25 protein-coding genes are annotated in these 25,059 nt (G+C 53.5%); 14 read left to right on the plus strand and 11 right to left on the minus strand.

What is annotated here, in order from left to right; translation table 11 throughout:
• The first annotated feature begins 198 nt into the window (after positions 1-198).
• On the plus strand, positions 199-2,520 hold the full coding sequence (locus IEV29_RS06995; protein WP_188380493.1) for an FdhF/YdeP family oxidoreductase: 2,322 nt from the start codon (positions 199-201) through the stop codon (positions 2,518-2,520).
• 174 nt (positions 2,521-2,694) lie between these two features.
• A complete protein-coding gene (locus IEV29_RS07000; protein WP_188380494.1) occupies positions 2,695-3,171 on the plus strand; it encodes a hypothetical protein in 477 nt (158 codons plus the stop codon).
• Positions 3,172-3,256: 85 nt separating this feature from the next.
• On the opposite strand, the gene IEV29_RS07005 is transcribed toward IEV29_RS07000, so the two are convergent.
• The 3 genes from IEV29_RS07005 to IEV29_RS07015 all read right to left on the minus strand — a co-directional run bounded on the left by IEV29_RS07005 (position 3,257) and on the right by IEV29_RS07015 (position 5,675).
• Positions 3,257-4,411 carry a DNA topoisomerase IB gene (locus IEV29_RS07005; RefSeq protein WP_188380495.1) on the minus strand — a complete coding sequence of 385 codons (1,155 nt, stop codon included), beginning with the start codon at positions 4,409-4,411 and terminating at the stop codon, positions 3,257-3,259.
• Positions 4,412-4,581: 170 nt separating this feature from the next.
• Positions 4,582-4,923: a hypothetical protein gene (locus tag IEV29_RS07010; protein WP_188380496.1), complete on the minus strand. Its 342-nt coding sequence runs from the start codon at positions 4,921-4,923 to the stop codon at positions 4,582-4,584.
• 158 nt (positions 4,924-5,081) lie between these two features.
• Positions 5,082-5,675 carry a hemerythrin domain-containing protein gene (locus IEV29_RS07015; protein WP_229726270.1) on the minus strand — a complete coding sequence of 198 codons (594 nt, stop codon included), beginning with the start codon at positions 5,673-5,675 and terminating at the stop codon, positions 5,082-5,084.
• Between the two features lie 241 nt (positions 5,676-5,916).
• Between IEV29_RS07015 and IEV29_RS07020 the strand changes: the two genes are divergently transcribed.
• A complete protein-coding gene (locus IEV29_RS07020) occupies positions 5,917-6,375 on the plus strand; it encodes a DUF421 domain-containing protein (RefSeq protein ID WP_188381111.1) in 459 nt (152 codons plus the stop codon).
• A gap of 109 nt (positions 6,376-6,484) precedes the next feature.
• Here the strand turns inward: IEV29_RS07020 and IEV29_RS07025 are convergent, their stop codons facing one another.
• Complete coding sequence (locus IEV29_RS07025; protein ID WP_188380497.1) at positions 6,485-6,841, minus strand: response regulator; 357 nt, start codon at positions 6,839-6,841, stop codon at positions 6,485-6,487.
• Between the two features lie 323 nt (positions 6,842-7,164).
• Between IEV29_RS07025 and IEV29_RS07030 the strand changes: the two genes are divergently transcribed.
• The 4 genes from IEV29_RS07030 to groL all read left to right on the plus strand — a co-directional run bounded on the left by IEV29_RS07030 (position 7,165) and on the right by groL (position 11,944).
• Positions 7,165-8,043 (plus strand): chromate resistance protein ChrB domain-containing protein, encoded by an 879-nt coding sequence (locus tag IEV29_RS07030; protein WP_308632720.1) that lies wholly within the window; start codon positions 7,165-7,167, stop codon positions 8,041-8,043.
• Positions 8,040-9,416: a chromate efflux transporter gene (chrA, locus tag IEV29_RS07035; protein ID WP_188380499.1), complete on the plus strand. Its 1,377-nt coding sequence runs from the start codon at positions 8,040-8,042 to the stop codon at positions 9,414-9,416. Before IEV29_RS07030 ends, chrA begins: the two co-directional genes overlap by 4 nt.
• Before the next feature lie 512 nt (positions 9,417-9,928).
• On the plus strand, positions 9,929-10,219 hold the full coding sequence (groES, locus tag IEV29_RS07040) for a co-chaperone GroES (protein WP_188380500.1): 291 nt from the start codon (positions 9,929-9,931) through the stop codon (positions 10,217-10,219).
• An 84-nt stretch (positions 10,220-10,303) separates the two neighbouring features.
• Entirely contained in the window at positions 10,304-11,944 is a 1,641-nt protein-coding gene (gene groL, locus IEV29_RS07045; protein WP_188380501.1) for a chaperonin GroEL, read from the plus strand.
• 134 nt (positions 11,945-12,078) lie between these two features.
• On the opposite strand, the gene ylqF is transcribed toward groL, so the two are convergent.
• Entirely contained in the window at positions 12,079-13,023 is a 945-nt protein-coding gene (gene ylqF, locus IEV29_RS07050) for a ribosome biogenesis GTPase YlqF (RefSeq protein ID WP_188380502.1), read from the minus strand.
• A 288-nt stretch (positions 13,024-13,311) separates the two neighbouring features.
• Here ylqF and IEV29_RS07055 point away from each other — a divergent pair, with 288 nt between their 5' ends.
• From IEV29_RS07055 to mltB, 5 genes are all read left to right on the plus strand, one after another.
• Entirely contained in the window at positions 13,312-14,334 is a 1,023-nt protein-coding gene (locus tag IEV29_RS07055) for a transporter (protein WP_188380503.1), read from the plus strand.
• A 141-nt stretch (positions 14,335-14,475) separates the two neighbouring features.
• Positions 14,476-15,396, plus strand: coding sequence for an AAA family ATPase (locus IEV29_RS07060; protein WP_188380504.1), 921 nt, complete (start codon positions 14,476-14,478; stop codon positions 15,394-15,396).
• A gap of 81 nt (positions 15,397-15,477) precedes the next feature.
• Positions 15,478-16,413 carry a DUF58 domain-containing protein gene (locus IEV29_RS07065; protein WP_229726271.1) on the plus strand — a complete coding sequence of 312 codons (936 nt, stop codon included), beginning with the start codon at positions 15,478-15,480 and terminating at the stop codon, positions 16,411-16,413.
• On the plus strand, positions 16,410-18,449 hold the full coding sequence (locus IEV29_RS07070; protein ID WP_188380506.1) for a transglutaminase TgpA family protein: 2,040 nt from the start codon (positions 16,410-16,412) through the stop codon (positions 18,447-18,449). The genes IEV29_RS07065 and IEV29_RS07070 overlap by 4 nt, the downstream gene beginning before the upstream one ends.
• A complete protein-coding gene (mltB, locus tag IEV29_RS07075) occupies positions 18,446-19,585 on the plus strand; it encodes a lytic murein transglycosylase B (RefSeq protein ID WP_188380507.1) in 1,140 nt (379 codons plus the stop codon). Before IEV29_RS07070 ends, mltB begins: the two co-directional genes overlap by 4 nt.
• Positions 19,586-19,616: 31 nt before the next feature.
• Here the strand turns inward: mltB and IEV29_RS07080 are convergent, their stop codons facing one another.
• Positions 19,617-20,168, minus strand: coding sequence for a YaeQ family protein (locus tag IEV29_RS07080; RefSeq protein WP_188381112.1), 552 nt, complete (start codon positions 20,166-20,168; stop codon positions 19,617-19,619).
• Positions 20,169-20,324: 156 nt separating this feature from the next.
• Here IEV29_RS07080 and IEV29_RS07085 point away from each other — a divergent pair, with 156 nt between their 5' ends.
• On the plus strand, positions 20,325-20,861 hold the full coding sequence (locus IEV29_RS07085) for a DUF1415 domain-containing protein (protein ID WP_229726272.1): 537 nt from the start codon (positions 20,325-20,327) through the stop codon (positions 20,859-20,861).
• A gap of 340 nt (positions 20,862-21,201) precedes the next feature.
• A complete protein-coding gene (locus IEV29_RS07090; RefSeq protein ID WP_188380509.1) occupies positions 21,202-21,549 on the plus strand; it encodes a hypothetical protein in 348 nt (115 codons plus the stop codon).
• Between the two features lie 18 nt (positions 21,550-21,567).
• Here the strand turns inward: IEV29_RS07090 and cysM are convergent, their stop codons facing one another.
• From cysM to IEV29_RS07115, 5 genes are all read right to left on the minus strand, one after another.
• Positions 21,568-22,470, minus strand: coding sequence for a cysteine synthase CysM (gene cysM, locus IEV29_RS07095; RefSeq protein ID WP_188380510.1), 903 nt, complete (start codon positions 22,468-22,470; stop codon positions 21,568-21,570).
• A 147-nt stretch (positions 22,471-22,617) separates the two neighbouring features.
• Positions 22,618-22,953 (minus strand): ComEA family DNA-binding protein, encoded by a 336-nt coding sequence (locus IEV29_RS07100; protein ID WP_188380511.1) that lies wholly within the window; start codon positions 22,951-22,953, stop codon positions 22,618-22,620.
• A gap of 143 nt (positions 22,954-23,096) precedes the next feature.
• A complete protein-coding gene (gene lapB, locus IEV29_RS07105; protein ID WP_188380512.1) occupies positions 23,097-24,272 on the minus strand; it encodes a lipopolysaccharide assembly protein LapB in 1,176 nt (391 codons plus the stop codon).
• 39 nt (positions 24,273-24,311) lie between these two features.
• Positions 24,312-24,626, minus strand: coding sequence for a LapA family protein (locus tag IEV29_RS07110; protein ID WP_188380513.1), 315 nt, complete (start codon positions 24,624-24,626; stop codon positions 24,312-24,314).
• 125 nt (positions 24,627-24,751) lie between these two features.
• Positions 24,752-25,057, minus strand: a complete 306-nt coding sequence (locus tag IEV29_RS07115) for an integration host factor subunit beta (RefSeq protein ID WP_011871954.1) — start codon at positions 25,055-25,057, stop codon at positions 24,752-24,754.
• Between the last annotated feature and the right edge of the window lie 2 nt (positions 25,058-25,059).

Genomic DNA, 25,059 nt, shown 5'->3' on the forward strand with positions numbered 1-25,059 from the left:
ATCCAATGCCTTGTCAGCGCAACGTGCCAAGTCGCGCATTGAAGGAAAACCAGTGTTCGCTTTAGGTCCACATGTGCATGCCCAATGACCCCGCATAAGTGCTCTCGCGCACGAATCAGTTGAAATAACCGAAACTTCCATTGCTCCTGCTCGTCAACACTGCTGTGTCATGCCATCAGCATCATCAAGGAGAGCAGAATGTCCCAGATCGATATCCCGGAAAAAGCCCATTTCACCGACGACCTAGAACCCGCTGGAGGCTGGGGATCATTAAAGGAAGTGAGCACGACATTGATGGAACAGGATGCCGTGATCCATGGCATGCAAGCGCTTCCTCGACAAAACAAGCTGCATGGATTTGCCTGTGTAAGCTGCTCCTGGGCCAAACCGGCCGATCCGCATGCATTTGAATTCTGTGAAAACGGTGCGAAGGCAACAGCGTGGGAGCTCACCAGCAACAAGGCCGCGCCCGACTTTTTCTTGCAACATACCGTGAGCGAACTCGAAAGCTGGACTGACTATGAGCTGGAATCGACAGGCAGGCTGACAAAACCCATGCGCTACGATGCAGCCAGTGATAAATACCTTGCCGTGTCATGGGATGAGGTTTTTGCGGATATTGGCGCAGAACTGCGTACCATGGAACCGGAGAAGGTGGTGTTTTACGCATCCGGGCGGGCCTCCCTCGAGACCTCCTACATGTATCAGCTACTGGCACGCATGTATGGCAACAACAACCTGCCCGACAGCTCGAACATGTGCCATGAGACCACCTCCGTTGCGTTGCCACGTTCCATCGGCGTACCGGTTGGCACAATCGGTCTTGATGATTTCCAGAAAACAGATTGCATGCTGTTCTTTGGTCACAACACGGGTACCAATGCGCCCCGCATGCTGCATCAGTTGCAGGAAGCTCGGCAACGTGATGTGCCCATCATCACTGTCAATCCCATTCGTGAGCGCGGCATGGTGGCTTTCGTCAATCCGCAATCCCCGGTCCAGATGCTGACGCCGGACCAGACATGCATCTCGACCCAGTATTTGCAGATCATCCTCGGCGGCGATACGGCGGCAGCCATGGGGATTGCCAAGTGGCTGATCGAGGCAGACGATGCAGCGCGTGCGTCCAATCAGACACGTGTCATCGATGCCGATTTCATTGCGGAGCACACACATGGTTTTGAGGCATTTGCAGACAAAGTGCGCGCTACGGGTTGGGAGGACATTGAACGTTTTTCCGGTATTGCCCGATCCGAATTGGCGCAGGCAGCACAAACCTATGCCCGTGCCGAGCGGGCCATCATTTTTTACGGAATGGGCGTCACCCAGCAGCGCGAAGGCGTGCAGCATATCGACATGCTGACCAACCTGCTGCTCTTGCGCGGCAACATCGGCAAACCCGGTGCGGGCATCTGTCCTATTCGCGGCCATTCGAATGTGCAGGGACAGCGCACGGTAGGTATTACCGAAAAGCCGGAGCTGGCACCGATCGAGAAGTTACGCGAACAATACGGCTTCGAACCGCCAACCAAAAAAGGGATGAATACCGTCGAGACCTGCGAAGCCATGCTGAACGGGGAAGTGGCGGCATTTATCGGACTGGGCGGCAACTTTCTGCGTGCCGCGCCCGACCATAGTCTGACGGAACCGGCATGGCGTGATATTCCCCTGACCGTGCAAATCCTGACCAAGCTCAATCGCAGTGCCGTGGTGCATGGCCGCAAGGCCTATCTCCTTCCCTGCCTTGGCCGTATCGAAACGGATCAGCAGGAAAGCGGTGAACAGGCGGTGACGGTAGAAGACAGCACGGGTCGCATCCATGGCTCAAAAGGTTTGATTGATCCTGCCGCCAACACGTTGCTGTCAGAACCCGCCATCATCGCAGGCCTTGCCAGACACACGCTCGAACCCAATCCTCGTGTGAACTGGGATGCATGGGTGGCGGACTACGCCAGTATCCGCGACGCCATTGCAGAGACGTTTCCGGAAACCTTTCATGATTTCAATAACAGGATGTGGACGCCTGGCGGCTTTGCGCGTCCGTTACCTGCCCGTGAGCGCATCTGGAAAACGGAAAATGGCAAAGCCAACTTCATCCCCCCTGCAACCCTGAATCCGCATGCGGAGTTACCTGATCGTTCCGGCGAAACCCTGCGGCTGATGACGACACGCGGAGATAACCAGTTCAACACGACGGTCTATGCGCTGGACGATCGCTTTCGCGGCGTATTTGGAACGCGGCGCGTACTCCTGATGAACAAGGAAGACATGAAGAAACGCGATCTTCACGCCGGTGACTTTGTAACTGCCGAAACGGAATCAGACAATGACGTTACACGTCGTGTGGAACGGTTACGGGTGCAGCCTTTCGATATTCCGCAAGGATGCGTGGTGGGCTATTTTCCCGAGCTCAATCCGCTGGTACCACTCTGGCACCATGCAAAGGGCAGCAAGGTACCGGCATACAAGGCCATTCCTATTCGTTTGATTCTTGAATATCGTGGGGCGGAATCAACATAGATGCGCAACGTGCATGGCAAGGAAAGTATCGGCGATAGAAGATGCAGGGTCATCGCGATATGCGAGGCAGGATTCGTCCTACTCACGTTCTCCCGTTATCTGATTGGTCAACTTGCCACACACCATTACTGTATTCGGTGACGACTAATGAAGATATCCCTACAAGGAGGCCCTATGAAGATTGCTTTTACCACGCTTGCTGCCACTGCATTGTTGTGCATCCAGCCCCTCGCATTCGCTGCCGATGACTATGATCGCCCAGACAATACATGCGGTCGCATCCATGCTGATAAATCAGGCAATGAGAAAGATGCGGCAATCGCACACTGCATTCAGGAACGTTACAAGGGCAACCGCGCAACGGGTAGCCAGGAAGTGCAGGAAGCAAAGCGCAAGCAATGCAACGCCGGGTCTGCGTCAAGCGACAAGGAAAAGAAAGACTATATGAATGATTGCAGCACGGTGGAGAAGTCCTCGGCCAAACCGAAGACCTCCGATAACAGCGATCCGAGCCGGGAACGCAAAAAACTGGGAAAAGGCGGTTTGGATAACTCTGGCGAGACGCATAGCGGCTCATCCACCAAGCCTGCTAGCCCGACCAATACCTCCGGTGGCGTCAACACGGGTAACAGCGAATCGCCACGCAAGTAACAACAAGGCACGGTGGCCGCAGGTCACCCTGCCCATCTTCACAGCAAGCTATGGCAAGGGGTAGGCAATCGGCGTTGATTATTTATCACGCAGCCAAAGGCATGACGACTGCCTTCGCCCTTCCTCCCGATTTTTCCCTCTTATGCGGCATTTTTCCGATTGTCTTCAACATGTGAATCACCAGCATTTCTTCGCGGGTCAATGCATGTTCTTTCGCAATACTCCTGGTTCGTTGCATCGGAATGGGCGCTTTCGCCATTGCATGTAAAGCGCCGTTTGTATAACAGGCAATGACCTGCGGGTGCACATAGCATTTGCGGCAGATCGCGGGAGTATTTCCCAGCTTTTGTGCGACATCGCTGATCGCCTGCACAATCATGCGCTTGCCATGCGCGTCGGATTGACAGGGCTCACAGGCGATAAGTGCAGTCGCAGCGAGTACCGTACCCGACCAGGTTCGAAAATCTTTTGCGGTGTAATCTTCTCCGCTCAGTTCGCGCAGATAGTCGTTCACGTCCGCAGAGCCGATTGCACGAAGCTCGCCCTCTTCATCCTGATATTGAAACAAGTCCTGTCCCGGCAGTTCGCGCATGCGCTTGACGAGATTAGCTAGTCGGCGATCTTGCAGACGAATGGAATGCTGAACGCCACTTTTTCCGCGAAAGGAAAAACGGATCTCACTGCCATCCAGCCGTACATGCTTCTTGCGCAGCGTCGACATGCCAAAGGATTCATTGTCTCGTGCATATTCACGATTACCGACGCGTATCAGCGTGGCATGGAGCAGAAAGACGACGGCAGCCAGGACTTTTTCACGCGGCAGGCCCGGCAGTGCCAACGCCCGATCAAGATCAGAGCGCAGCTTTGGCAAGGCCAGACCGAATTCCAGCATGCGTTCATATTTGGCGTTATCTCTGACGATGCGCCATTGCGGATGGTAACGATATTGCTTGCGTCCTCGCGCATCGCGTCCGGTGGCCTGCAGATGACCGTTTTCCCAGCGACAGATCCACACATCCTGCCATGCAGGTGGAATCACCAGCGAGCGTATGCGTGCAAGCTGCGTTTCATCCTTGAGTGGCTTGCCATCGATGTCGACATAACGAAACGCCTTACCCGACTGCAAACGCCGATATCCCGACGAGCCGTCTTTTACATAGCGTAATCCCGCCTGTCTGGCATCAAATCGTGAGAGAGCAGCCGAATCAATCGGATCGGAAAGAATGACCTTTGTGACCATGCATTCCTCCAGGTTAATGAGATGATCTCATCGTACAAAAGACAGCCGCCTCAACGACAGTCGGTGTCACTCTCGACTATGGGTCGGATAAATCTCACATGATAGTTACGTTGGCATCAGCGGCTTCGGAGCATCGACGATTTTCTTTTTTTCCTGCACGCTCCAAATAATCAGTCTATCTGCCTGCCCTTGGCATCGATCATCAACGCGTGAATCCTTGCATGATCACGATCATCGCCCTCAACAATCAGGAGAACCTTATCGTTATGAACCATCTTCTGCTTTCCCAGCCCCTTGTTGATGTTGGGATCAAACGGCGCACCACTGCTGATTCGGTCTGCGTTATGTTCGGACTCGTCTTTATACTCCAGTAAAAAATTGCCTTCGGTGCCTCCGGTTTCATCCGCTAATGAGAGGACCTGCACCGTATTGGTTTTCTGCGGTCGCAGCATGTCAGCTACCGTCTCGGCTTGCCTCAGGTCATCAAAAACATACTTGAGAGTCACCATCATCGATTCACCTGCGAAAAGTGGGAACACATCGATCTACACCTCATGCGCTCCATGCGCACTGACCAGCTCGATTTCAGAACCGGCTTATCGCCTTGTGCAGAAACAGATAATAAAAAGGCGACTGAAAGCCGCCTTTTCCTTTTTTATTCGCGATCACGTTACGATTTCACTGGTCGTTTATGCTGGCCCAGCATGCCAAGCGCAGCAACCGCCGCAATTGCGCCAATTGTTTTGACGACGGTGCTACCGGACATGCCAACAAAGGTATTGACGGCGAGCTTTCCGGCTTGCGGTGCAACCAGTTCCATTCTTCTTTTTGTCATCTCGGCGCCAAGCTCGCACAGCTGCTGCTTGCTGAGTCTCTGTTCCGCCATGGGAAGAAGCACTGCTTCCTCATCCGCCACGTGATGAATGACTTCCTGCATCAGTTTGTGGACAAGCTCCGCATGCAATGGAAGCGACGCATCCGTGCTGCGTATTTGTGCGATCAGTGCACGCATGGCCTGATGCTCGGGTTCACTTTTCTGCAAAACCGGCTCGCTTGCCGCGAATGCTTGCAAGGCCGGATAGAAAATTTCTTCTTCCAGGGTCGCGTGAATTTCCAGTGCGGCACAGATTGTTTCAGCGAGAGAACGTTTCGTCACTGACATCTTGTCGGCGGTGTATTGATGGTAGGTGATCAGCGTATGAGAATGATCAAACCGGATCATGTCCGTGATCGTGGGTGAGGCACGTTTCAATAGGGATGGCATATCGGCTCTCCTTGTGTATTCAGTCACCATAGCTCTGGGCTGCTCAACGCACTATCAGACAACAGAGGGATTGAATGTAAGAATCCACACGCCGATCCGATGTGGCTGGGCAATTGTTCGCGCGTCAGCATGCCGGATGCGGAAAGGTCACTGCCCACCAATCGCCGAGTGATGAAACGCACATACACATGTTCCTCACCCACTTAATGTCATGTTCAACGTCAAACAGTCGAGGTGTGCCGTGCTTGATATGAGCTTGTCGTGGATGGAATTAATGGCGCGAGGAGCCATTGTCTATTTTGTCTTGCTTGTGATGATCCGAATTTCGGGGAAGCGCACGGTCGGACAGTTCACACCGTTTGACTTGCTCGTCATCATGCTTTTGAGTGAAGCCGTGTCGAATAGCATGAGCGGCGGGGATGAATCACTGCTAGGCGGCCTCATCCTTGCTGCCACACTGATCGTATTGAATTTTACGATTGGCCTGGTGACGTCACGCTCTCACAAAATTGCCGATCTTGTCGATGGCACGGCCGAGCTTGTTGGGCGAGATGGCGTCATCTTCAAGGACAGACTGGCGCGGGCAAGAGTGGGGATGGCCGATCTTGAACAAGCCTTACGAGAAGCCGATTGCGATTTGAGCGAAATGAAATGCGCTTTTCTAGAGGCAGATGGGTCGATAAGCATTCTGAAAAAATAACCGCATTCTCCCTCGATGGAAGTGAATGCAGATCTGCCAAAACCCACAGGACATATGTGGATAGAGACGCGTGCCTGCATCCAGACGCAAGAAGCAAAGCGTCTGAAAATCAAGCCTTTGAGTTGAGAACATCCTCAAGAACCGCGACCAGGTCATCCGGCGAAAAGGGTTTTACCAGAACAGGATCATTCAACTTGGGTATGTCATCCACTTTTCCCGTCATGTAAACAAAGGGCGTATCCCGGAAGTTGTCCTCCTCCGCAAGGAGGCTGCGCAGCTTCATCCCATCGCCGGCAGGCATATGTAAATCGGAGATCACCGCATCAAAATGATGGGTACGGAGTAAATGCAGCGCAGCGTCGAGGGAATTGGCGGAATCTGACGCATAGCCGAGCATTTCCAATAGCTCGGCAGTGACCTCCGAAACGTCGACATGATCATCGACGATGAGAATCCTTTGTTTCATCACTTGCCTTCCAGTCGCAGATAAGAGCACTTCCAATGAAGGGGACAGCGAGGCACTTATGTTGAAATATTGATAATAAGCGATTACATGCTACTGAGCAAACTGTTAAATATTCTAAATGACACTTGAAACAATGAACGGGTTTTCACTCTTCCATCTACCCCGCCAGTACTGCTTGCCATAAAACCAAAGCGCTCATTTAAAAATATCTTGCATGCGCCCATGTTTACGGTAGAGTAAGCTACATTATCGTAGAAAACTCTACCAATATGAATTGGATATTACTGGTTCTCACCCTCCCTACGGAGAATGCAACTGCCCGCATGCGGGCATGGCGGACATTGAAGAACTCTGGTGCAGCTGTACTAAGGGATGGGGTCTATCTCATGCCAGAGATAGGCAATGGCAAGACTCTCTTGTCCGAAATTGCTGAAGACATCGACAAGAACGGCGGCACCACCTATCTGCTCATCACGCATGCCGACCGTGAGGTCTTTGCCGGCATGTTCGATCGCACCACCGAGTTTGCCGAACTGACGGAAGCGATCACGCACGCTCGGTCGAACCTGACGGAAGAAACGGCTGCAGATACGCTGAAGCAATCTCGAAAGTTACGTAAATCCTTCGAACAACTGTGCACGATCGATTTTTTTGCGGGAGAGGCACAGCGGCAAACAGGCGCTGCGCTCCTCGAACTGGAAAACGCAGTCATCCGAACGCTCTCTCCAGACGAGCCACATGCCGTGTCGGGCGACATCGCACGCTTGAAGATCGACGATTATCAAAAACGCGTATGGGCGACCCGCGCCCGTCCGTGGATGGATCGGCTGGCTTCTGCCTGGCTAATCCGTCGCTATATTGATCCAAAAGCCAAAATCCTTTGGCTGAAATCCCCTTCAGATTGTCCGCCGGATGCGCTCGGATTCGATTTTGATGGGGCGCTCTTCTCCCACGTCGGCGCCAAAGTGACATTCGAAACGATGCTTGCCAGCTTCGGGCTGGAGTCCCCCGCACTGAATCGCCTGGGAAGCATAGTGCATTTCATCGATGCCGGCGGCATCCAACCACCAGAAGCAGCCGGCATCGAGCGCGTTCTCTCAGGCATTCGCTCTACCGTCCACGACGACGACCAGCTCCTGATGATCGCGTCCGGCATCTTCGACGCACTCATCACGACTTTTGAACAGGAGATTTCAGGATGAACGGCAACCACCACGTTATCGATTCGACTGCCCTCGATAGCGCATCCGAACCGCCATTGCAGGTAACCTTCATCCAAGCCTTGAAACTGTGGTTCAAGCTTGGCTTCCTTGGCTTTGGCGGACCTGCTGCCCAGATAGCGCTAATGCATCGTGAGCTCGTCGAGCAGCGGCGTTGGATCAGCGAAAGACGGTTCTTGCATGCACTGAACTACTGCATGCTTTTGCCCGGACCAGAAGCCCAGCAATTAGCCACCTATATGGGCTGGCTCATGCATAAAACAAAGGGAGGCGTGGCCGCCGGTGTGCTCTTCGTCCTGCCGGGGCTCCTGTTTCTGATTGTGCTTTCATGGCTGTATATCGCTTACGGACATGTGCCACTGATTGCCGGTCTCTTCTACGGTATCAAACCGGCGATCACTGCAGTGGTTGTCCATGCAGTACATCGGATTGGCTCACGCGCATTGAAGAACAGCTGGATGTGGGCGATCGCGGCCGCTTCGTTCGTTGCGATCTTTGCGATGAACGTTCCGTTTCCGCTCATCGTGTTGACAGCGGCGGTGATTGGATACCTGGGTGGTCGTTACGTCCCCGAGAAATTCACCGTCGGTGGCGGTCATGGTTCTGCAAAGAAGTCGTACGGTCCGGCGCTCATTGATGACAATACGCCACCACCTGAACACGCCAGATTTCGCTGGTTTGGTCTGCTAAAGATAGCCGCCACCGGGCTGATTCTGTGGGCCCTGCCAATGGCATTTCTGACTCTGCAGTTTGGATGGTCCCACACGCTTACCCAGATGGGATGGTTTTTCACCAAGGCGGCGCTGCTTACTTTTGGTGGAGCGTACGCCGTTCTTCCCTATATTTATCAGGGGGCAATTGGTCATTACCAGTGGTTGACCCCGACGCAGATGATTGACGGATTGGCTTTGGGAGAAGCCAATCCTGGGCCGCTCATCATGGTTGTCGCCTTTGTCGGCTTTGTCGGCGCCTACGTACAGTCCGTATTCGGAACCGATCTTCAGGTCGTTGCAGGCGTTACCGCGGCTGTCCTCGTGACTTGGTTCACTTTCCTGCCCTCGTTCATTTTCATCCTCGCTGGCGGACCGCTAGTGGAGTCAACCCATGGCAACCTGAAATTCACGGCACCGTTAACAGGCATTACCGCTGCGGTGGTCGGCGTCATCTTGAATCTTGCGGTGTTCTTTTCCTACCATGTTCTGTGGCCGCAAGGATTCGCAGGCGCCTTTGACTGGATTGCAGCCATCATGTCGGTGATCGCAGCGGTTGCCTTGGTGCGCTACAAACGCAATGTGATTCAGGTGATTGGCGTAAGTGCTCTGTTCGGACTTTTATTGAAGACCCTCCTCCCGTGATCGCAATGCCGGCACCAACAAGTTTGGTGCCGTTGACGCGATCCGCCTTTGCTCGACGATTTCACGAGGCTTAGAACTTGTATTGCACAGATGCTGCGAGGTTAGCCCGCCATACGCGATCGATTTTGTAGGGATTGATAGCGGTCACACCTAGATTGTCTTGACGGGTGTTCCCTGTTCGAAAACCATCTTTTGGCTTCCCTTGGGAAACAAAAGCGTTTTTACTATTTTGATGTTGACCCGACCGCAGAAGAATTACCGCCGACTGGTAATTATCTGTCTGTGGTCAGTTTGGACCGGGAATGTTTGCATCTTTACAAAACGCGAAATGCAGAGTGATCGCTCTTGAATTAACCATCAACCATCCCTATACTTAGCACTCGCCGGGGCAGAGTGCTAACAACTTCCCCGCATTTACTAATTTCCCCGTGCGGCAAGCAGGTACAGCAAAGCCTGGCTTGCAAAAACATGCCGCAAACAATAACTAACCCATTGAAATTTAAGGAGTTTGTATGAACCTTCGTCCTTTGCACGATCGCGTGATCGTCAAGCGTCTGGATCAGGAAACCAAAACGGCATCCGGTCTGATCATCCCTGAAGCAGCTGCTGAAAAGCCTGATCAAGGTGAGGTTCTGGCAGTCGGCAACGGCAAGATCCTGGATGACGGCAAAGTACGTCCGCTCGACGTCAAAGTCGGCGACCGCGTTTTGTTCGGCAAATATGCTGGTCAAACCGTCAAGGTCGAAGGCGAGGAAGTCCTCGTCATGCGCGAAGAAGACATCATGGCAATCGTACAAAAATAAATGCCGCTTCTCTGATCGGACAGCATCCATGCTGCGATCAGAAACCGGTGTTTTCCATTCCACGAATAATCAGGAGTAAACAAGATGGCAGCTAAAGAAGTTATTTTCGGCGACGCAGCGCGCGCCAAGATGGTCGAAGGTGTAAACATTCTGGCGAACGCAGTCAAGGTCACGCTGGGCCCTAAAGGTCGTAACGTTGTTCTGGAGCGCTCGTTCGGCGCGCCAACCGTCACCAAGGACGGTGTGTCGGTTGCAAAAGAAATCGAACTGAAAGACAAGCTGCAAAACATGGGCGCCCAGCTCGTGAAAGAAGTGGCTTCGCGCACCAACGACAACGCAGGTGACGGCACCACCACCGCAACCGTGCTGGCACAAGCCATCGTTCGCGAAGGCATGAAATACGTTGCCGCCGGCATGAACCCGATGGATCTGAAGCGCGGTATCGACAAGGCTGTTGCAGCTACCGTCGAACAACTGGCAACGATCGCCAAGCCATGCACGACCTCGAAGGAAATCGCACAGGTCGGTTCGATCTCGGCAAACAGCGACTCGTCGATCGGCGAACGCATTGCAGAAGCCATGGAAAAAGTCGGTAAAGAAGGCGTCATCACCGTTGAAGACGGCAAATCGCTGAACGACGAGCTGGACGTTGTCGAAGGTATGCAATTCGACCGTGGCTACCTGTCGCCCTACTTCATCAACAACCCGGACAAGCAAGTCGCACTGCTGGAAAACCCATTCATCCTGCTGTTCGACAAAAAAATCTCGAACATCCGTGACCTGCTGCCGGTACTGGAACAAGTTGCCAAAGCCGGTCGTCCACTGCTGATCATCGCGGAAGACATCGACGGCGAAGCACTGGCAACGCTGGTTGTGAACAACATCCGTGGCATCCTGAAAACCTGCGCAGTGAAGGCACCAGGCTTTGGCGATCGTCGTAAAGCCATGCTGGAAGACATCGCGATCCTGACCGGCGGTCAAGTGGTTGCGGAAGAAGTCGGTCTGTCGCTCGACAAAATCACGCTGGAAGAACTGGGCCAGGCAAAACGCGTTGAAATCGGCAAGGAAAACACCATCGTCATCGACGGTGCTGGCCAAGCTGTTGCGATCGAAGCACGCGTCAAGCAAATCCGTGCACAGATCGAAGAAGCGACCTCGGACTACGACCGTGAGAAACTGCAAGAACGCGTTGCCAAGCTGGCAGGCGGTGTTGCCGTGATCAAGGTTGGCGCTGCCACCGAAGTCGAAATGAAAGAGAAAAAAGCACGCGTTGAAGATGCGCTGCACGCCACCCGCGCTGCGGTGGAAGAAGGCATCGTTCCTGGCGGTGGCGTTGCCCTGCTGCGCGCACGTGCAAACCTGGACATCAAAGGCGACAACTCGGATCAGGAAGCTGGTATCCGTATCGTTCTGCGTGCAATGGAAGAACCACTGCGCATGATCGTTCAGAACGCTGGCGACGAAGCATCGGTCGTTGTGGCTAAAGTACAGGAAGGCAAAGGTAACTTTGGTTACAACGCGGCCAACGGCACTTACGGCGACATGGTCGAAATGGGCGTGCTGGATCCAGCTAAAGTCACCCGTTCGGCTCTGCAAAACGCAGCATCGATCGCTGGTCTGCTGCTGACCACGGATTGCATGGTTGCTGAGATCGTTGAAGACAAACCGGCAATGCCTGACATGGGCGGTATGGGTGGCATGGGCGGTATGGGCGGCATGATGTAATAGCCGACCAGTCCGGCTTTGTTCTCAAGGCCGGATTGCTCTTGCAGTACCAAAGAAAAACCCCGCAAGGTTCTGCCTTGCGGGGTTTTTCTTTGTACGATGCTCTTAAAGAGATCAATCAGCCTTGCGTATCCTCAGCGACGACGATCCTGCCAGCTATCGCCCTCTTCTTCGTCCTCGTCATCCTCTGCCTTCACATCGCTCAACGAGACTGGTGGCACATAACTCGCCAGCAAGGCCAGACGGCTTTCCGGCGTCTCCAGACTGACGCGTCCCAATGCGCCTGAACGGTAATCCTGCAGAAAAGTATGCGCGGCTTTTTCCAGATCCAGATCGCCACCCTTGATGCGGAACGCACGTCGTTGCGCAATTCCTTCGATGACCGCCACACCATCAATACCATCCGTCTTGAAACCGTAACGTGCCGTCAACAAGGTCGGGTAACGCTGCAACAGTACGTCTGCCAGAAAAGTCGCAACTTCCTCTTCAATCAGCGCATTACTGCCAATCGCGTGACTGGCAGCCAGCATCAAACCATCGGTCGGATGCTCGATCTTCGGCCACATCATGCCCGGCGTATCGGTCAGAACAATGTTGTTGCCGAGGTAAAGACGTTGCTGTGTTTTGGTTACCGCAGGTTCATCACCCACCTTGGCAACACGCTTCTTGAGCAGGGCATTCATCAGCGTCGATTTGCCGACGTTGGGAATACCCATGATCATGATGCGCAAAGGCTTGAGCGCCGTACCACGATGCGGCGCAACCTTGATGCTCAAACCCGGCACCTTGGCCACATCGCCCGGCTTCTTGCAACTGAGCGCAACCGCAGTCACATCCTTTTGCGCGTTGTAATGGTCCAGCCATTGCTGCGTTGCCTTGGGATCGGCCAGATCGGCCTTGTTCAATATCTTCAGGCAAGGGCGCTGACGAAACTTGCGCAAGTCTTCGATCATCGGATTGCGGCTGGCTTGCGGAATACGCGCATCCAGCACTTCGATGATCATGTCGGTCTTCTCCATGGTTTCTGCCGCCTTCTTGCGGGCGGCATTCATGTGACCGGGGAACCATTGGATAGACATGCGAAAGGCTTTATGAGGAAAAATGCAGCCGCTATTTTACCTGTTCATACCAGCATCTCCCCCACGAATACGACTTTGCAGCCGCAAATAGGAGGAAATGTCATGGCTACGTCACATCGGTGCATCATCATCCCCCTGTTAAAAGCGCCAACGGGGCCGGCGTGATGAAGGTCTCGACCAATTTAGAGCGTTGCTGATGCCGCGCCACGCTACGCGCGTTGACGCGTTAGCCAGGACCTCTTGACAAGTCGTCACCACACCGCCGTCGCCCATCACGCCTCACACCGCATGAATCAGACCACGCCTCTTGATTATGGTGCCGACCGGTCCGGCATGATCTGGGCCTTTCTGTTCGGTCGCGCTTCCCATGCGTTATTGCTTGACTCCAAACAGGTCATCGCGTGGCTGCAGTCAAAAGACGCGCACGGCGAAGCTGAGTTTGTCTGGCTGCATTTCAACCTGAGCCACGCCGCAACGGAGCGGTGGCTGCACGACCATGCCGATGTCGCAGAAGAATTCCATACTGCCTTGCACGATGGCTCACATTCTACCCGTATCGAACTGGCAGACGACACGCTAGTGGCAGTGGTCAATGATGTATTGCATAACTTCTCACTGGATTCGGCAGAGATTGCAACTCTGTGGCTCAGCGTGACACGCAAGGTCGTGATCACCGCGCGCCGTACACCGCTCAAATCCATCGAACGGTTGCGGCAGGCGGTCGAGGCAGGTGCAGCCATTCACTCATCTGCCGCTTTGCTGGTACATCTGCTGCACGACCAGGGTGATGTGCTGGTACGCATCGTGCGCGATGCCATCATCCGTGTTGATCGTGCCGAAGACAATCTGCTGGCCGGCAGACTCAATCAACAGCGCAGCCATCTCGGAGCGCTACGTCGCGTACTGGTGCGACTGCAGCGTCTGCTGGCGCCGGAACCTGCGGCATTGTTCCGCCTGTTACAACGCCCGCCGCGCTGGATGGACGAGCGTGATGTGCAGGAGCTGCGACAGGCAACCGAAGAATTTTCGGTTGTCCTGAACGACATGAGTTCACTGCAAGAGCGCATCAAGTTACTGCAGGAAGAAATTGCCGCACAGATCAACGAGAAGAACAGTCGCAGTCTGTTCGTGCTGACCATCATGACGGTGCTGGCGCTCCCCATCAATATCATCGCTGGCCTGCTCGGCATGAATGTCGGTGGCGTACCGCTGGCAGAAGCGCCTTACGGGTTCTGGATCGTGGCGGGCATCGTCGCCACCTTTACGGTGGTGGCCTGCTGGATCGTCGTCTACAAGCAGAAAAAGAACTGAAGCAGCCCGCTTGCGCATGCTTCTTGCTCCACTACCCTCACAGCAAGTCAAACTCGCATAGAATCAAGCACGCGCATGCGTGTCGGCATCACGCACACTGCCATTGCATTGCACTTCATTCACTCTGTCACGGAAGTTCGCATGTTTTCCAAAGTTCACGACGTTGCAAAACAGGTTGGTGAGATCGTTGTCGGCAAAGAGTCACAGGTTCGACAAGCGCTGGTATGTCTGCTTGCAGGCGGCCATCTGCTGATTGAAGATGTACCGGGTGTTGGCAAAACAACATTGGCACATGCACTGGCTATTTCACTGGGCCTGCAATTCAACCGGCAGCAATTTACGAGCGATCTGTTACCGGCCGACGTGATTGGCATTTCCGTCTTTGATCGCGAGAAGAATGGCTTTGTCTTTCATCCCGGTGCGATCTTCACGCAGGTCCTGCTGGCGGATGAAATCAATCGCGCCACACCAAAAGCACAGTCGGCATTGCTGGAAGCGATGGAAGAACGTCAAGTCACTTCCGATGGCGTGACGCGCAATCTGCCAGAGCCATTCTTTGTGATCGCCACGCAAAATCCGACGCATCAGCTAGGCACCTTTCCCTTGCCGGAATCACAGATGGATCGCTTCATGATGTGCATTTCGCTCGGCTATCCCGATCCGGCTTCCGAACGTGCCTTGCTGATGGGCGAAGATCGTCGCGTGCTGCTGAAGTCGCTACCGGCAAAAATGACACCACATGATCTGACGACAGCGCAGTCGGCATTGAAGAACATCCATGTATCGCCGGCACTGATCGATTACTTGCAGGCACTGGCACAAGCATCGCGCGAGAATGGCATGTTTGCCGAAGGCCTGAGTCCTCGCGCCACGATTGCGCTGCTGCAGGCGGCACGCGCCTGGGCAGCACTGGAAGGACGGAATCATGTCATTCCGGAAGATGTGCAAGCCGTCCTGGTGCCGGTCGCCGCGCATCGTTTGCGTGTCGTCAAGGCCGGATCGGGCAGCGCACTCAATAGTCGCGACCTCGTTTTGCAGATGATGCATTCTGTTCCCGTGTGAATTCGCATTGCTGCTTCCCGTACCATGCGTCTACTTCCTGGATCATTTCTTACGCAACTCAGTCGCCTGGCACGAACGTATATGTTCAAGCTCCGCGAAGCAGAAGAAGGTGAAGTTTTTCTCAAGCAGCGTCGCGTCTTTATTGTGCCGACACGTGCCGGTCTGATGTTTGGCGTCATGCTGATCGTACTGTTTCTCTGCTCGATCAACTACAGTCTGAGTCTTGGTTTTGCCCTGACCTTTTTGCTGGCCGGATGCGCCGTCATCGACATGCATCTGACCTTTCGCAATCTGGCACATCTTTACCTGTCGCCCGGACGCACACAGGCCGTCTTTGCCGGAGAGATTGCCCAGTTCAGCCTGCATCTGCGCAATCAGCGCAAGTATGGGCGCTATGCCTTGCATCTGACCTTCATTGATACGGGCACACCTGCACAGCCGCAACTGGCCGATGTTCCGGCTGATGGTTCAGTCACGGTCAGTCTCGGCATCAGCACGACGCAACGTGGATGGCTGCCGGCTCCGCCGATCCGTCTGCACACAACGTTCCCCCTTGGCTTGTTGCGCGCATGGAGTTACTGGCAACCCGCCGCGCAGGTCCTTGTCTATCCTGCCCCGGAAGCGGGGGAACCGGCATTGCCCTTACATACCGGTGGAACCGAGATGGGTCATGGTCTTGCAGGGCAAGACGATTTTGCCGGCATCCGTGCCTACCAAGCCGGCGATTCCATACGCCACATGGCCTGGCGACAGATCGCGCGCAGTGCAAGTGGCGCACTGGTGACGAAACAGTTTGAAGGCGGAGCAAGCGTACGTCTTGTTCTCGATTACAGTCGAATCCAAAATCTGGACACGGAACAAAAGCTCGCACGCATGACGCGCTGGGTACTGATGGCCGAGGCCCAAGGCTTGCCTTATGCATTCACATTGGGAACAACACACCTGCCTTCCGCATCCGGTCCCGCACATTTTTCCGCCTGCTTGCAAGCGCTGGCTCTATATGAGCGCGCCGCATGAACAGCATCACGATCGCCTGGCACAAACTGCGACATCGCCGCAGTCGTCCCATGTCACGCGACAAGGCAGATACCCTGCTTCTGCTGTTCTCCTGCGCGCTGGTGCTGCTTCCATACAGTTTCTATCTGCCCTCATGGATCACCGCCACCTGCATCATCATGATCCTGTGGCGCGGATGGATTACCTTTCATGGCAACCGCATGCCATCGCGCTGGCTGTTGCTGCCGATTGCCTTGCTGGCAATGGGTGGGATTTATCTCGATTTTCGTACGTATCTTGGACAGGAAGCAGGCGTTGCCACGCTGGTATTGCTACTGACGTTCAAGTTATTGGAGATGCGCGCCAGTCGCGACTTGTTTGTTGTGACCTTTCTTGCTTTCTTCCTGCTGATGACACATTTCTTTGTGTCGCAATCGATCGGCACTGCTCTGATGACAATTGTCAGTATCGTGCTACTGCTGACAGCGCAAATGTCGTTTCAATATACCAATGCCGTACCTTCTCTGGGCAAACGGTTGCGGCTGGGTACCATGATCGTTGCACTGGCGATACCGCTGACGATTGTTCTCTTTCTGCTTTTTCCACGCATCCAGGGACCGCTTTGGGCCATGCCAGGCAATCAGGAAAGTGCCCGCAGCGGGTTATCCAGCACCATGTCGCCCGGCAACATCTCTCAACTGGCCTTATCGAAAGAGGTCGCCTTTCGCGTGCGATTCAATGACAACAAGCTGCCGCCGCACAATGCTTTGTACTGGCGTGCATTGGTAATGGGACTGTACGACGGGCGCACTTGGCAACGCGATGCCACACAAGGTCGTCGCACCGGCGAATCTGTCACATATCGTCCTGACGGCCCTGGCTTTACTTACCAGATTACACAGGAACCCAATCGACAGCCGTGGCTATTTGCACTGGAGCGACCGGCATCTGTGCCGCAACTCAACGGCAATCGGGTGCGTATGACACCCGATATTCAGCTGATGGCAGCACGTCCGATCACGGAACGCATTCGTTATGAGGTCACCTCGCATCCAGCCTCTGCATTGCAGGCAGATGCCCCGGCCGACAGCCTGCGTGACTGGCTGTCTTTGCCAACCGGCTATCATCCTCGCGCGATCGCACTCGCTCACCGTATCGTCGATGACCATGCGACGGATGCGGCACGCATTGATGCCGTGCTCGGCATGTTTCGCCGACAAGCATTTCAGTACACCTTGCAACCGCCCTTGCTGGAAGGCGATACCGTCGACAACTTTCTGTTCACGACACGTGCCGGTTTTTGCGAACACTACGCCAGCGCATTTGTGGTGCTGATGCGTGCGATGCAAATTCCCGCGCGCGTGGTCACAGGCTATCAAGGTGGCGAAATCAATCCGGTTGATGGCTACATGACCGTACGGCAATCCGATGCCCATGCCTGGGCCGAGGTATGGCTCAAGGATCGCGGCTGGGTGCGTGTCGATCCGACGGCAGCTGTCGCTCCTGAACGCATTGATCGCAGCACCGCAGACACCACGGGTTCAGCACCTGTGCTGGGTGGATTGGTCAATTTCAATATCGGCCCGAACTCTTGGCTACATAAAATGCGTTTCCGGTGGGAAGCAATCAACAATAGCTGGAATCAATGGGTGCTGAATTACACGCCGGATCAGCAAAAGGATTTGCTCGGCGCGCTCGGCTTCGGTACCATCAACTGGCAAAAACTGCTGTTGCTGATGATGATTTGTGGTGGCGTGGTAATGGCAATGGTCGCAAGCATATTGCTGATGCATCGCCCGCGTGTGGATCCGATCGATGCCCTCTATGTGACGTTCTGCAAACGTCTCGCTCGACAAGGTTTTGCGCGCCTCAACCATGAAGGGCCGCGTGCGTATGGCAGCCGATTGCAGCAGACCGATGCATTGTCGGCTCACACAAGACATATCGCGCAACAATTTTTGTCGCGTTACGAAGAATATCGCTACGCTCGAAACCAAACATCTGAACGGCTGGTCACACGCTCAACACTGCACGCCTTACTTAAACAAATTCGATGATCCTTTCCCACATTGCCCGCCCGCTTGTTTCGCTTGTCACTCTCTCATCCCTGCTAGTCCTCGCATCCTGCTCGTCAACAAGCGAGGCAACCAGAAAAACGGCTGCCGAGAAAGCACTCCCTTCTTCCAGCCAGACTGGCAGCGCACCGTCCACAAGCGTCACGCCGGTTCAGGGTGATGAATTTGCCCAGTTTGCACAGTGGCGCGAGGTGGATATCTTCATCGATGAAATGGTGAAAAAACACGGCTTCGATCGCAAGGCGTTGCAGGCAACCCTCAACAAGACGCACTATGTCGATCGCGCCATCCAGTTGATGAAGCCGGCGCCGCCGGGCAAACCCAAGAACTGGGTCGCCTACCGCGCCCGCTTTGTCGAGCCCGTCCGTATCAAAGCCGGCGTCGCCTTCTGGAACAAATACGCTGGTGCACTGCAACGTGCGGAAAAGCAGTATGGTGTGCCCGCAGAAATCATTGTCGCCATTATTGGCGTGGAAACCGTGTACGGTCGCAACACCGGCAACTTCCGCGTGATGGATGCGATCACGACGTTGGCATTTTCGTATCCGGATACCCCAAATCGCGTTGCACGCATGGCGTACTTCCGCGGCGAACTGGAAAATACCCTGCTGTTTGCACGTGACGAAAAGATCGATCCGTTTTCTTTGCTAGGTTCTTATGCTGGTGCAATCGGCTGGCCGCAGTTCATGCCGGGCAGTATTCGCAACTATGCGGTGGATTTCGATGGTGACGGTCACATCGACTTGCGCAACTCACCGGTGGATGCAATCGGTAGCGTGGCCCACTTCCTGATCGAACATGGCTGGAAACCCGGCGAGCCTATCGTCTTTCCAGCCAAGGTCGATAGCAGAAACCAGGAATGGCAACGTTTTATCAACCAGCCGCTTGAAGCCAAATTCAGTCAGCAGGAACTGCGTTCTGCCGGCGTGACGCCAACACAGCCGCTGCCGACTGGCATGCCGTTCGGGCTGGTTGATTTGCAAAATGGGGAAGCGCCCACCGAATACTGGCTGGGCGCAGCGAATTTCTTTGCGATCACCCAGTACAACCGCAGCTTTTTCTATGCCATGTCGGTCAATGACTTGAGCAAAGCCTTGCGCGCCGCACGCAATCCATGATGCGCAAAGCGCGCCAGTTTAGGATATGAATTCAACGTCCTTCTGTTGGCCCCTTTAATGTCGTCAGATTGATGCCGATTGACGCATCACCTGCCGTGATCCATGCCTGTGCATCCTGAATCGTGCACTGCACCTGCATGGTCCGCTGCGCCAATAAAGCAAGCGCCTGACTGGTTTCGGATGGCAGCTGATAGACCTCCAGATTCTTGGCACGATCAACCCGTGCTGTCGTCTGTGACCACCAGATATGACTGGTCGGGCTGTAACTGTAGACCACGACGCGCGCCGCACGACCGCAAGCCTTCATGATGCGTTTCTCGTCTGGCTGGCCAACCTCGATCCACAGATCAACGGCACCAGTCAAATCCTTTTGCCATAGATCCGGCTCGTCATCTGCACTGAGGCCTTTACCAAAGGTCAGCGCCGGATCGGCGTGCAACGCAAACGCCAGAATACGCATCATCATGCGCTCGTCTGTTTCTGACGGATGTCTTGCGATCGTCAAGCCGTGACTATCGTAGTAATGACGATCCATGTCTGCGACCTGCAGATCAGCTTTGAAAATAGTGGATTTGAGTGCCATGATCGGTGGAAGAATGAATGCGGCCGCCAGCATAGCGCATCTATGGGGATGCGTCGCGATTGTTATGCGCAACGCGATCACCGCACCACATGGCCTTACAATGGGCACATGAATACCGCATGCTCCGCACCCGCAAACCCGAACAATGAGGACGTGATGACCGCCATCAAGGTATGGCTGGAACGCGCTGTCATTGGTTTAAATCTCTGCCCGTTTGCCAAATCGGTCTACGTCAAGAATCAGATCCGCTATGTGGTGAGCACATCGCGCGATACCGATGCACTGGCACTGGAATTTGAGAAAGAGCTGCAATTATTAAAAGAAAGTGATGCCGAAGAAATCGACACGACGCTTTTGATCGTGCCGCACATGCTGCATGATTTTTTCGATTACAACGATTTTCTGGACGTGGCCGATATGCAAATCGACATCAGCGGTTTGCGCGGCGAAATACAGATTGCCAGCTTTCATCCCGATTATCAGTTCGCGGATACAGATCGTGATGACATTGCAAACTTTACAAATCGTGCGCCTTATCCCATCCTGCATCTATTGCGTGAAAGCAGCATCGATCGCGCCGTCAGTGCGTTTCCTGAACCGGAAAGCATTTTTGAGAAAAACATCGCCATCATGGAAGCACTTGGCGTCCATGGCTGGCAGCAACTGTTTTCTGCTGTCAATCAACAAAAATAAAGGTGGCATGTCTTGCAGCCAGCCAAATCCCCCATAAATTAGGTAAGTACCAACACGTAGCGCGATAAAGTTGCTAATATGCAATTTTTACAATGAAAAGTTTGCACCATGGAACTTCAACGTGTAAAAAGAGCTCAAAATCGTTATAAAAAGCAAATAAAGCAAGATTGTTTTTTAGTAACGTATTGCTATATTGGTTTCAGAGAGTTAATGTTTTAATCATGTTAAAAAACTAAGTAATTTTTGCAACTTTACTTAGTGACAAGACTCCAATTTTTACTAGTGATGAATTGAAGCAAGATTTTTCGCTCCGTTCCCTTTAATTTCTAACTGAGAAGATATGACTACTATGGATACTCACACCACAAGTAACCGATTAGCCGATCAAGTCAATTACGATCCGAACCATCTGCTTGATTCGTTGATTGAAAAACTGCATTTGAAAAACGACGCTGCCCTGTCACGTGCACTGGAAGTAGCGCCGCCAGTAATCAGCAAGATTCGTCACCGTCGCTTGCCTGTGGGGGCATCACTGCTCATTCGCATGCATGAAGTCAGCGATCTGAGTATTCGTGATCTGCGGATTTTGATGGGTGATCGCCGAGACAAATTCCGTATCAGCGACAAGCAGTTCAAACCGAAGGATCCTATTGAAAACCAACAGGAACCTCAGTTTCAGAATAACTAATTTTGAACCGGTAACCGCTTAGGCGGGAAATACACCGGTTGATAGATAACGATCGCCGCGATCGCAGACAATAAATGCGATCGTGGCATTTTCTACAGTTTGGGAAATGCGCAGTGCGACCTCACAGGCACCCGCCGCAGAAATCCCGCAAAAAATCCCTTCTTCAATTGCCAGTCTTCTGGCCATTTGTTCTGCGACTGACTGACTGACGTATTCCAGTTGGTCGATCTTGCTGGCATCGTAAATTTTCGGCAAATAAGCTTCCGGCCATTTACGAATACCTGGAATTGACGATCCTTCGTCAGGCTGTACACCGATAATCTTGATATCCGGATTTTTCTCTTTCAAGTATTGAGAAACGCCGATAATCGTGCCGGTTGTACCCATTGCGCTGATGAAATGGGTAATCGTACCGCCCGTATCACGCCAGATCTCGGGACCCGTCGTCTCGTAATGTGCACGCGGATTGTCCGGATTGGCAAACTGATCAAGAATGATGCCTTCACCGTTTTTCTGCATCTGCTCTGCCAGATCGCGCGCATACTCCATGCCGCCGGTTTTTGGTGTCAGCACGATGCGCGCACCATAGGCCGCCATGGCCTGACGACGTTCCTCACTCAGATTCTCCGGCATCAGCAAAATCATCTTGTAGCCGCGCATGGCTGCAGCCATTGCCAGTGCAATGCCCGTATTGCCGCTGGTCGCCTCGATCAGGGTATCGCCCGGCTTGATATCGCCACGTGCTTCGGCATGCTTGATCATGGACAAGGCTGGGCGGTCCTTGACCGAACCGGCGGGATTATTGCCTTCGAGCTTGCCGAGAATGATGTTGTTACGGCGGGATGTTTCTTCACCGTTCAGGCGTTTGAGCTGTACCAGCGGCGTGTTGCCGATGGTGTCTTCAATAGTCAGGTATTGCATGGCGGGGAATCGTTTGTCTTGATTGCGTAAAGCAGACATTCTAATCGACGTCGGCGTTCTCTGTACGACCATTCAAATTCCGGTTCGACATAAAAAAAGCCCTGCCAGGCAGAGCTCTTCATGGATGCTTTTTTTAACGACTCGGGACTATTTCTTTGCTTCATCCTTTTTAGCCTGAGGTGCCACCACCTCTTTCTTTGCCCCCTTGGCGCCGGGCTTGGATGCACCATTGACCGTCAGGCCAGCATCTGAAAATTTCTCGGAGCTCTTGTCGCCGATACCTTTAACCCGCGTTTGCAGATCGTTCCAATCCTTGAAATTGCCTTTCTTGCGCTCTTCCAGAATCGCGCTCGACAATGCAGGGCCAATGCCTTTGATGCTATCGAGTGCAGCCTGATCCGCCTTGTTCACGTCAACGGCTGCAAATGCCATATTCATGGCAACCAGCATACCGGCCAATGTCAGCAACAGTTTCTTCAACATACTTAACCCCCTTGGTTTGGATTGAAGCTCAATCGGTATATGAAACGAATTTCTGCATTTCCCAAAAATTCGTTCGCACTATAACCGGGGGACAGGAAGCATTGCACTCCCACATTTATGGGTATTTTAGCAATGAAAGATGATCAATTCATCACATTCAGTTCTTCGGTACGACGCGGTGGATAGGTTTCCCATTTACTGCATCCGGGGCATTGCCAGTAGTACTGCCGCGCCTTGAATCCGCAGTGACTGCACTGATAACGCGCCAGTTTTTGCGTATAGCCTTGCACCAGATTTTTCACCATCAGCAGTTCGGAATGCATCGCTGGTGGCGCGTCCATCAAACGGGCTTCCAGCAATTTATCCAGTCCGAGCAAGGTTGGTGTACGCCGCAGTTCGTCACTGACCATCTTATTAGCGGCGTCCACACCATCAAGTTCCAGCACGGCCTTGAAAACTACCTCCAGCAAATCGATCGATGATGCTTCCCCAAGATAGAATCGGAGCAGTTTGACGCCTTCCTGCGGACGGCCTACCGCATGGTAGCCATCCATAATGCGCTGTGCGACCAGAGCCACATGCGGCACGCTCTGTTGCTCCACCCTTCTCCATGTTTGCAAGGCGGCTTCGGTTTCACCCTTGGCGAGCAAGGCATCGCCCATCATGATGGTGGCGCGCACATTGGTACGGTCCACACTCAGCGCCTTATCCAGCAAACCAATGGCCGCTGCCACATCACTGCGCACCAGCTCATCCTGGGCAAGTTCACAATAGAACTGTGCAATCTCCGTCTGTCTGCCACCCGCACCGGACTCCTGCAGTGCCTGTGCCGCTTCGATTGCACGATGCCATTCTTTTTCGCGTTGGTAGATTTCCAGCAAGGCACGACGTGCCTGCGCACCATATTGCGTATCAACCAGTTGATTAAAGGTCTCTTCGGCACGATCCAGCAGACCCGCATTCAGATAATCCTGACCAAGCTCATACTGAGCATGCACTTTCTGGTCCTGTGGCAAATCGGGACGGGACAGGAGATTTTGGTGTACACGAATGGCGCGTTCGATCTCACCGCGACGGCGAAACAGATTGCCTAAAGCAAAATGCAATTCCGTCGTTTCAGGATCGAGCTTGACGATCTCGATGAAGGCATCAATCGCCTTGTCTGGCTGCTCGTTCAGCAGAAAATTCAAACCCTTGAAGTACCCGCGCGGCAACGTGCGCGACTCCGACACAAGCTGTTTGATATCGATACGCGCAGCGATCCAGCCCAGTGTAAAAAAGGCGGGGATGGCTAGTAACCACCAGGTTTCAAATTCCATGCAATGTCTTCAGTCAAGTAAGCAATGGCGTCCATGCCATCAGTAATGCGTTACACCATCCGGTTGTGGCGGTTGTGTTCTGGCCAGCGCATCGGCCTGTACGTTCTGTTCAATCGTCGTGATGGTTTTCTTGAGTCTTGCCGCTTCGCGACGGTAGCGAAAAACAGTGGGGGCCATCGCCAGCACGCCAAGTACAGCACCGCATGCGAAGAAACCGAGCAAGAGCAATACCAGCGGACCGCGCAACTCATATCCCATGAAAAATTGCAGTGCCACCTCTTGCGTATTCTTAAGGGCAAATCCGAAAAAGATGACGAAAAGAATGACCGCAAGAATTCTGAACAAAATTTTCATTGGCTATTTTCTTTCATGTCTGACCGCTCGTTCATCGTGCATTGACGGCACCGGATACGTGTCGAAATTGTACGTGAAAAAAAACGGCATCCGAAGATGCCGTTCATTATTTCATTGCAAACAACTCAGTCTTCAATGATTGGTTGACCAACCATCGCATCCACCCGTTCGCGCAATTGCTTGCCAGGCTTGAAATGCGGTACCCGCTTTTCCGGCACCATCACTTTGTCGCCCGACTTCGGATTGCGGCCGATGCGGGGTGGACGGCTGTTCAGCGCAAAACTGCCGAACCCGCGAATCTCGATGCGCTGCCCTGTCGCCAAGGCGTCAGACATGGCATCGAGAATGGTCTTGACCGCGTAATCCGCATCCTTTGCTACCAGTTGCGGATAACGCTCTGCCAGACGGGCAATCAGCTCCGACTTTGTCATTG

It is taken from the genome of Oxalicibacterium faecigallinarum, from assembly GCF_014635705.1.
Taxonomy (GTDB): domain Bacteria; phylum Pseudomonadota; class Gammaproteobacteria; order Burkholderiales; family Burkholderiaceae_D; genus Oxalicibacterium; species Oxalicibacterium faecigallinarum.